Source organism: Streptomyces olivochromogenes (assembly GCF_021538895.1).
Lineage (GTDB): Bacteria > Actinomycetota > Actinomycetes > Streptomycetales > Streptomycetaceae > Streptomyces > Streptomyces olivochromogenes_A.
This window is the reverse complement of sequence record NZ_JADDRL010000202.1, coordinates 1-8974: the sequence shown is the minus strand read 5'-3', so window position 1 is coordinate 8974 and position 8974 is coordinate 1. Positions and strand designations below refer to the sequence as shown.

The 8974-nt window shown below is 72.7% G+C and carries 8 protein-coding genes and 1 pseudogene; 6 read left to right on the top strand and 3 right to left on the bottom strand.

Annotated features, from left to right (window positions below; translation table 11 throughout):
* The 3 genes from IPZ69_RS45220 to IPZ69_RS45210 all read left to right on the top strand — a co-directional run.
* On the top strand, positions 1 to 743 hold a 743-nt coding region (locus IPZ69_RS45220; RefSeq protein ID WP_235460747.1), incomplete at its 5' end, for a metallophosphoesterase family protein.
* Between the two features lie 154 nt (positions 744 to 897).
* Positions 898 to 3759: a helix-turn-helix transcriptional regulator gene (locus IPZ69_RS45215; protein WP_308407615.1), complete on the top strand. Its 2862-nt coding sequence runs from the start codon at positions 898 to 900 to the stop codon at positions 3757 to 3759.
* 44 nt (positions 3760 to 3803) lie between these two features.
* Positions 3804 to 4025, top strand: coding sequence for an MbtH family protein (locus IPZ69_RS45210; RefSeq protein ID WP_235460745.1), 222 nt, complete (start codon positions 3804 to 3806; stop codon positions 4023 to 4025).
* Here the strand turns inward: IPZ69_RS45210 and IPZ69_RS45205 are convergent.
* Together IPZ69_RS45205 and IPZ69_RS45200 are read right to left on the bottom strand one after the other, a co-directional pair.
* Positions 3990 to 4934, bottom strand: coding sequence for a hypothetical protein (locus tag IPZ69_RS45205; protein ID WP_235460744.1), 945 nt, complete (start codon positions 4932 to 4934; stop codon positions 3990 to 3992). The two genes, IPZ69_RS45210 and IPZ69_RS45205, sit on opposite strands and share 36 nt — an antisense overlap.
* Positions 4935 to 4936: 2 nt before the next feature.
* A complete protein-coding gene (locus IPZ69_RS45200; protein WP_235460743.1) occupies positions 4937 to 5224 on the bottom strand; it encodes a hypothetical protein in 288 nt (95 codons plus the stop codon).
* A 272-nt stretch (positions 5225 to 5496) separates the two neighbouring features.
* Between IPZ69_RS45200 and IPZ69_RS45195 the strand changes: the two genes are divergently transcribed.
* Positions 5497 to 6438, top strand: coding sequence for a polyprenyl synthetase family protein (locus IPZ69_RS45195; RefSeq protein WP_235460742.1), 942 nt, complete (start codon positions 5497 to 5499; stop codon positions 6436 to 6438).
* A 1012-nt stretch (positions 6439 to 7450) separates the two neighbouring features.
* Positions 7451 to 8026 carry an integrase gene (locus tag IPZ69_RS45190; protein WP_235460741.1) on the top strand — a complete coding sequence of 192 codons (576 nt, stop codon included), beginning with the start codon at positions 7451 to 7453 and terminating at the stop codon, positions 8024 to 8026.
* On the opposite strand, the gene IPZ69_RS45185 is transcribed toward IPZ69_RS45190, so the two are convergent.
* Entirely contained in the window at positions 7990 to 8649 is a 660-nt protein-coding gene (locus IPZ69_RS45185) for a TetR/AcrR family transcriptional regulator (protein ID WP_235460740.1), read from the bottom strand. The two genes, IPZ69_RS45190 and IPZ69_RS45185, sit on opposite strands and share 37 nt — an antisense overlap.
* Before the next feature lie 81 nt (positions 8650 to 8730).
* Here IPZ69_RS45185 and IPZ69_RS45180 point away from each other — a divergent pair.
* A pseudogene (locus IPZ69_RS45180) lies at positions 8731 to 8974 on the top strand (alpha/beta hydrolase); the annotation flags it as partial.

Genomic DNA, 8974 nt, shown 5'->3' with positions numbered 1-8974 from the left:
GGCCCGGGGACTGGCTGGTGGTCGCGGGGGACGTGGGGGAGCTGCTCTCCGACGTGGAGTGGGCGCTGGGCGTGCTCAGCGAGCGGTGGGCGCGGGTCGTGTGGGCGCCCGGGAACCACGATCTGTGGACCGCCCACGAGGACCCCGTGCAGCTGCGCGGCGACGCCCGCTACCGCCGGCTCGTGGAGATCTGCCGGGGCCTCGGCGTGCACACCCCGGAGGACCCGTACCCGGTCTGGTGCGGGCCCGGCGGCCCCGTCGTCGTGGCGCCGCTGTTCCTCCTGTACGACTACACCTTCCGCACGCCCACCGCCGCCACCCGGCAGGAGTCGCTGGACCAGGCCTACGCGGCCGGGGTCGTGTGCACCGACGAGTTCCTGCTGCACCCCGACCCGTACCCGAGCCGCGACGCCTGGTGCCGGGCGCGGGTCGCCGAGACCGAGCGGCGGCTCGCCGCCTGCGACCCGAGCCTGCCGACCGTGCTGGTCAACCACTTCCCGCTGGTGCGCACCCCCACCGACGTCCTGCGCCACCCCGAGTTCGCCCAGTGGTGCGGCACCGAGCTGACCGCCGACTGGCACCTGCGGTTCCGCGCCACCGCGGTCGTGTACGGCCATCTGCACATCCCCCGCACGACGTTCCACGACGGCGTGCGCTTCGAGGAGGTCTCGGTCGGCTACCCCCGCGAGTGGCGCCGACCCGGCCACCGCAGGGACGTCCCGCGGCGGATTCTGCCCGCTTGACAGCGACCCGACGACGCGCTGAGCGGCCTTGGACGGGACTTGCTGCCGTGCAGCTTTCGGCCACCGGGGCGGGCCAACTGGCCTCGTAGACTTGGCGTCTTGAAGGACGGTTGCCCCGCGCAAAGGAATTGCTTTGCGCTGTCTTGGGGAAGTCATGGGGGCGACTGGAGAAAGTCTTGGGGGACGTTTCCGGCAGTACGCCTGGAATTCCCGATGGATTTTCGGCTCCTTGACCAACGGGGGATGTGAGGCGGCGGCGATGTATCTGGATCGGGAAAAGCAAATCCGCTTGCTGGAATCCGCGGTACGGGAGGCGGTCGACGGGGCCGCCCGGATCGCGCTCGTCGAGGGCGCGGTGGGCTGCGGTAAGACGGAGTTGATTGAATCCGTAACTGAAATGACCGCGCGGGCCGGCGTGTTGTTGCTGCGCGCGGAGGGGACGAGGGCCGAGCGGCATATTCCCTTCGGAGTGGTGGGCCAGTTGGCGGCCGCGGCCCCCGAGGGCGCGTTCGACGCCGTACCGCTCGACCCCGACGCGGCGACGGCCGGGGCCGGACGCATCGCGGCCCGCCAGGCCTTCGCCACCGCGGTGGGACGGCTCGCCGAGCGCACGCCGGTGGCGATCTGCGTCGACGACCTCCATCTCGTCGACGAGCCGTCCCGCCGCTATCTGCTCCATCTGGCGGGCAGACTGCGGCAGGCCAGGGTCCTGCTCGTGTTCGCCGAATCGCTGCACGAGCGCACCGACGACCCGGAGCTCGGCACCGACCTGCTGCGTCGGCCCGGCTTCGTGCGGATACGGCTCGAACCGCTGACCCGGCAGGACGTCGCGGCGGCCCTGGAGCGGGACCCCGACGCGCGCCCGACCGCGGCCGAGGCGCACGCGCTCACCGGCGGGAACCCGCTGTTACTGCGGGCGCTGACCGAGGACGGCGGGCCCGGGCGGGCCTTCGTCCAGGCCTTCCTCGCCTGTCTGCGGCGCTGCGGCGGCCGTACCGAGGACGTCGCGGCGGCCGTCGCCGTCCTCGGCACCCTCGCCGCATCGCCCGCGATCGCCGGCCTGCTCGACCTGCCCGAGGCCGACGTACGGGCCTGCCTGGACGCCCTGGACGCCGCCGGCCTCCTGGACGGCACCGCCTTCCGGCACCCCGCCGCCCGCATGGCCGTACTCGACCATCTCGACCCCGAGACACGCGCGCTCCGCCACCGAAGAGCCGCCGAACTCGCCCACGCCCAGGGCCACGCGGCCACCGACGTCGCGGCACAGCTGCTCGCCGCGGGCCGGCAGGCGCCCGCCTGGGCCGGACCGGTGCTGCGCGCCGCCGCGGACCGGCTGCTCGCCGACGGCGACCACCGCCGGGCCCTGGAGTGCCTGCGGGCGGCCCTGGCCGGCACCGACGACAAGACGGAGAGCGCCGAGCTGCGCACCGCGCTGGCCGCGGCGGAGCTCGCCGTAGACCCGGCCGCCGCCGAGGCGCAGCTGGCCGAGCCGCTCGACGCCGTGCGCGCCGACCGGCTTCCGGCGGCCGTCGCGGCCCGCCTCGCCCGCCTGCTGGTCACCCAGGGCCGGATCGACGAGGTCGCCGAGGTGCTCCAGGAACTCGGTGTCAACACGACCACGGGGGAGGGGAGTTCGTGGGACGACCCGCGGCACGTACCGCTGGACGGCCTGTCCGCCTTCCCGCACCGGTCCGCGCGCCCCACCCCGCCCGTCACCCTGCCCCGCCAACGGGAGCACACCTCCCGCAGGACGTCCCCGGCGGCCACGGCCACGGCGACGCACTCCGCCCCCGCCACCGGGCAGGGGCCGGGCTGGGCCGTGGCCTTCTGGGGCGTGCCCGAGTGGGAGCGTTCGACGCGCGGCGTGGAGAGCGCGGAGGCCCTGCTGCGGCGCACCAGCCTCGCCGAGACCACCCTCGCCCCCGTCCTACAGGCGCTGCGCGCCCTGCTGCACCTCGACGGGCCGCGCCGCGCCCTGCCCTGGACCCAGACCTACATGGACGAGGCGGCCCGCCGCGGCGCGCCCGGCTGGCAGGCCGTGTTCGCGCTCGTGCGGGCCGAGGCGCTGCTGCGCCAGGGCGACCTGACCGGCGCCGAGGCGCTCGCCCTGCAGGCCCGCGCCGCGGTGCCCGAGCACGACGACAGCCTCTTCCACAGCTGGGCGGGCGCCACCCTGGCCGCGGCCCGCACCCCCATGGGCCGGCACGACGACGCCGGGCGCGAGGTGTGCCGCCCGCAGCCGGAGCGGCTCACCGGGAGCCTGCACCTGCTCGCCCATCTGAAGGCGCGCGGCGCCTACTACTTCGCCACCAACCGCTACCAGGCCGCGCTCGCCGATTACCTCGACATCGGACGGGCCATGCGCCGCTGGGGCCTCGACCGTCCCGTCGTACTCCCGTGGCGGACCTACGCCGCCGAGGCGCTGCTCCAGCTCGGCGAGGTCCGCCAGGCCTCCCGGCTGGTCGCCGACCAGCTCGCCTCGCGCGACCTCGCCCACCCCTGGGTGAACGGCCTCACGCTCCGGCTGAAGGCGGCGCTCGGCGAGCCCGCCGAGCGGCCCGCGCTGCTCGCCCGCGCCGTCGACGACCTGCGCCGCTCCGGCGACCGGCTCGAACTCGCGCACGCCATGGCCGACCTGGGCGAGGCGTTCAAGGAGTGCGGCGACCCGGGCCGGGCCAACATGGTCAACCGGCGCGCCTGGCACCTGGCCAAGGAGTGCGGCGCGCAGACCCTGCGCGAGCGGATCCTGCCGGGCCGGGCCGGCGCCGTCGACCTGCCCGAGGGGGCCCGGCAGACGACGCACGCCGAACTCGACGCGAAACTCAGCGAGTCGGAGAAGCGGGTCGCGCTGCTCGCCGTGCACGGCCACACCAACCGGGAGATCGCGCTGAAGCTGTACATCACCGTCAGCACGGTCGAACAGCACCTCACCCGCGTCTACCGGAAGCTCAACATCACCCGCCGCCAGGACCTGCCGGCCGACCTGCCGTTCAGCGAGGCGCTGGACCTGGCGTGAGCCACAGCACCGGACCCGGCGCGAGAAACAGAAGGAGTACGACCATGAGCGGTACGCCGTTCGAGAATCCCGACGCCGACTATCTGGCGCTGATCAACGACGAGGGCCAGTACTCGGTGTGGCCGGCCGCCGCCGAGGTGCCCGCCGGCTGGCGCGTGGCCCTCGCGGAAACGTCCCGGCAGGCCGTGCTCGACCACATCGACCGCGCGTGGACCGACCAGCGGCCCGCCTCACTGCGCGCCGCCGACGGGCAGCCGGGCCAGTGACGCCCTCGCGTACACCACCTGACAGCCCGGGACGATGAACAGGGACTCGCGCAGCGCGGAGACGGCCTCGGTCGTCAACTCCTCGACCGAGTCCGTCTCTTCGTACATCAGGGCGCGCTCCAGCTCGAAGTAGTGGAGGTTGAAGGCGTCGACCTGACGCTGGTAGAGCCACCAGCGGCGGCACTCCTCGGGGCTGCCGTGCTCCCGCAGATACGCGGCCGTGAGCCACTCCTCCAGACGGTGCGCGAGGCGCTCCGAGGCGAGCCGGGCCCGGATGCCGGTACCCGGGCGGGCCCGCTCGTACAGGCAGTGGCCCAGCTCGTGGGCGACTCCGGCCAGCGCCCCCACGGTGGGTCCGTCGGCGCCGAGGATCACGGCGGCGTGCGGCGGGCCGACCGTACGGAAGGGCGTGCCGCGCTCGGCCAGCGAGGACTCGGCGAGGATGCGCAGCACCCGCGCGCGCCAGGGCCGCAGTTCGGGCAGCTCCGGGAGGATCTCGGCGGCCGGGGCGTGGGTGGGGTGGCTCAGGATCAGGTCGTCGGCCGGCAGCGGGAGGGGCAGCTCGGCCAGGTGCACGAGCATGGGGCGGCGCAGCGGCAGCACGGCCGCGTAGCGGGGGGCCGCGATGACCTGTCGAACCTGACGGTGCGTGACGTCGAACAAGCGCCGGACCCAGGGCACTTGCCGCAGTGCGGCGAGTCGGGCGCGGCGCTCGGCGAGCAGCGTCTCGATCAGCTCACCGGTGCCGAGGACGGCCTCGCGCTGGAGGCGCCGGCGCTCGTCGCGGTAGGCGGCGACGGCACGGGGGTCGCCGGTGAGGTCGTGCGGGTGCTGCGTGTCGTGCTGTGCGTTGTGCTGCGGGGCGTGCTGCGGGGCGGGCTGTGGTGCCCCGCCCCGCCGGCGTGCCACGGTCAGTTGTTGAAGCTGTTGTTGGCGTTGCTGTCGTTGTTGTTGCTGTTGTTGTTGCTGTTCGAGTTGTTGTTGATGTTGCCGTTGTTGTTGCTGTTGTTGTCGTTGGCAACGATCGACAGGTCCTCGGCGAGCGCGTTGATGTCCGTGGCGGTCACGCTCTGCAGACGCGGGGCGTCGGCGTCGTTCGCCATCGCCGAGCTGTTGATGTTGTTGTTGATGTTGTTGTCGTCGTTCGAGTTGCTGTTGTTCGACATGGAGTTGTTCGACATGGAGGAGTTGTTCGCCATGGGGATCTCCTGAGGACGAGCGGGTGGCCGGGCCGGCGCCCGGTCTGCGTGTCGAGCAGCGTGTCCATGTACGGCCATGGCGCTAAAGCGGCGTATGGCTGTGGCAAGCGCATGGCAAGGTCGGGCCGCGCGGCCGGCGGGTATGGCAGGACGTTGCCGTATGCCCCTGCCGTGGGCCTCCTGACGACGCGGAACGTCCGCTTCCCGCATTGTGGGCGGGTCACGCATCCGGCAGGGTCGGTCGCAATCCGTAAGCCCAGCAGGAGGCCCTCATGATCACGGATCAGGACCACAGGACGCCGGCTCCCGCGCGACAGCGCGAGCAGATGCTGGACCGCGTCGAGGCCCGGCTGCGCTCCCTCCTGAACGACGAGTACCAGCGCCACTCGGGGCACGCCCGCGCCGCCGTCCTGGTCGAGTCCCTGGCCGAACTGGTCGCGGCGGGCGGCGAACGGGTGCGTCCCGTGGTGCTGTTCACCGGGTACCTCGCGGCGGGCGGCACCCCCGACGACCCGCGCGCCGTCGACGCGGCCGCCGCGCTCGAACTCCTGGACACCGCGATGCTGTTGCGCGCCGACGTGCACGAGAACGTGGCCGTGCGGCGCGGGATGCCGGCCCTGCACGTGGCGCGCGCGGCCGAGCACGAGCGCGGCGGCTGGGGCGGCGACGCGCGGAGCTTCGGCGCCTACACCGCGACGCTCGCCGGTGACCTGGCGGTCGCCTGCGCGGACCGGCTGGCCGCCGGGCTGACCGGTGCCGCGCGGGCGCACTGGGACGAACTGCGGGCCGATCGCTGCGTCGGCATGTACGCGCGCGAGGCGATGACCGCGGCGTACCTCGACGACCCGTGGCCCGGCAGGTGCGTGTCCGGCTGCGACAGCGGCTGCCGGGCCGGCTGGTACGCGCTGCGCGCCCCGCTGCTGATGGGCGCCGCGCTGGCGGGCCGCGACGAACTGGCCCCCGCCTACGAGGCGTACGCGAGCGCCCTGCACGCCGCTTGGCGATTGCGCGGCTTCCTCGACGGCGGCCCCGAGTACGCCTGGGACGCGGAGCTGCTGCGCGAGATGCTCCTCGACGGCGACGAACGCGACGTGGCCGAACGCATGATCCACGAACTGGTGGGCCGAGCGGGCCGCACAGCAGACACCGCGGCGCTGACCGGGGAGTGGCGCGGCGAACTGGTGTCGTTCGGACTGCGGGTGGCTTCGGTCTGAGGCCGAGCTGGCGCGATGGCTTGTGCGGGCGGGTTGTACGGCACGGGTGCGTTGGCGCCGTGGCGCGTGTGGCCGAGCTCCGTGGCGCGTGTGGCCGAGCTTCATGGCACGGGTGGCAGGCGACGATGTCATGGGCGGCCGGGCTCTATGGCTGTGCGGTGGGGGACTGCGGCGTGTGCGGGTGGGCGTCGCGGCTGGTGCTCGGAGGCGCTACGGCACGGGTGACTGGGCGCGGCGGCTGGTGCGGTGGACGCCATGGCCGATGCGGCCGGGTTCGTTCTACGGCCGGGCGGGTGCTGCGGCGTGTGCGGGCAGGCATCACGGCGCGGGTGGCTGGCGACGATGTCACGGGCGGCTGGACTCTATGGCTGTGCGGTGGGGGACTTCGGCGCGTGCGGGTGGGCGCCGCGGCTCGGGTGACTGGGCGCGGCGGCTCGTGCGGGCGGACGCCATGGCCTGTGCGGGCGGGTTCTACGGCCGGCCGGGCGGGCGGGTGTTGCGGCGTGTGCGGGCAGGCATTACGGCGCGGGTGGCTGGGGGCGAAGTCACGGGCGGCCGGGCGCTGTGGCTGTGGTGGTCGGGGACTGCGGCGCGTGCGGGTGGGTGCCACGGAGGCGTTGACCGGACTACCGGGCGACTCGCCCGGCTACGGCGCATCCCCCGGTCGGTCCAGTCGCCAGATGTTGCGCATCCGAACGAGCAAGGAGCGCGGCAAGGTTGGATGAGTTCTCACGCGATGTCCGATCGATTCGCCTTCCACGGTCGGGGCATGTGGCCGCGAACCGGGCGTGGTGCCGTGGCTGGTCTTCGATGAGGAGGGCGGGCTGTCGAGCCGGTACGCCGGTACCTGATCGATTTCGTCGCCCGGTACAACCGGCCCGGCAGCGTACGCGGCCGCAGGTCATGAGCGAGGCCGCGGTCAAGCACTCGCTCGATCGAACGGTGGAAGCCACGGGCCTGCGCGACCAGGCAGGCCGGCCGCTGAAACTACACACCGCACGACTTCCGCAGGATGTTCGCCACCGAGGCCGTCACCGGCGGCCTGCCCGTCCACATCGCCGCCCGCATCCTCGGACACAAGACGCTGACCACCACTCAGGCATACCTTGCGGTCTTCCAGGACGACCTGGTGCGCACCTACCGCGGCTTCCTCGATCGGCGCCGGGCGGGTCGCCCGCACGAGGAGTATCGCGAACCCATCGAGCAGGAATGGCGCGAGTTCCAGCAGCACTTCGAGCTCCGCAAGGTGTCACTGGGCACCTGCGGGCGACCCTACGGAACCCCCTGCAAGCACGAGCATGTTTGCATCCGTTGCCCGGTCCTCCAGATGGATCCTCGCCGGCGGCCCCGCCTACTGGAGATCATCCAGAACCTCCGCGAGCGCATCCGCGAGGCCCGCGCCAACGGCCGGCTCGGTGAGGTCGAAGGTCTTCACGTCAGCTTCGACGCCGCGATGGCCAAGCTCAACAGCCTCAAACGGGCTCCGACTGACGGCCGGCCGCGGCTGGTTGACCTTGGCATGCCGGTCTTCACCGACGACGCACCACTCCTTCAGCCAGGATCGGGAGAGCCCGGATACCGGCCCTGATCCTGTCGCCGGGCGAGTTCGGCTTGGCGAAGACCGCGGAACACCTCCGGGGTCGTCCATCCGCGCAGCGTGGCGTGAATCGTCGAGCGGAACGCGAACTCGGCCGTGGCGGCGTCGAGGGCCCCGGCCAGTTCGAGAGTCACGAGCCCGTGCAGGGTTCCCCAGATCGACAGGGCGATCGCCGTTGCGTCGCCGGCGAGGACGGACGCCGTCAGGGCACGATCGATCGCCGCGAGGAGCGGACGGATCGGGTCACTGGCACCGGCCTCCCCCGTCGGATCGAAGGACTGCACACCGCCGAACAGCACCGCGTACAGGTGGCTGTGTCCGCACCCCCAACGACGGTAGGCGACGGCCAGCGCGTAGAGGTCGGCGAGAGGGTCCGCGGAGGTCTGCGCCGCCGACAGGTCCTGGAACAGCCCGGCGACGGCTCTGTCGCGCACCGCACCGATCAGCCCATCCTTGCCACCGAACAAGGAGTACACCGCCGTCGTCGACGCCTCGGCAGCAGCGGCCACGGCGCGGACCGTGACCGACTCCCGCGGACGGGTGGCGAGCATCTCGGTCGCGAACACCACAAGCCGTTCTTTGACGGCCTCGTCGTTTGTTCTGGGCCTACCCACGGTCAGCAGCCTACCGTCTTTGATAACGTCGTTTTGAAACAGTGTTCCGAAACAGAGTTCTGAAACTATCGGAGGTCCGCCGTGCCCACGTCCGCCATACGTCTCGTCCGCTTCGCCGGACGCTTACTGCTGGCCCTGGCCGCCGTCGCGACGCTGGTCGTCGTCTTTCTCGCGTTGATCGTCCTCACGGACGGGGCAGGTTCGGGGCTCGTCGCGTGGTTGACGACCTTCGGAGCCGGGACTGTCCTCGTCATGTGGCGGGGCCGGCTCCGCACCTGGCCGGCGCGGCTCGTGCCGTTCCTGCTGGTGGTCGTCGCGGCGGCGT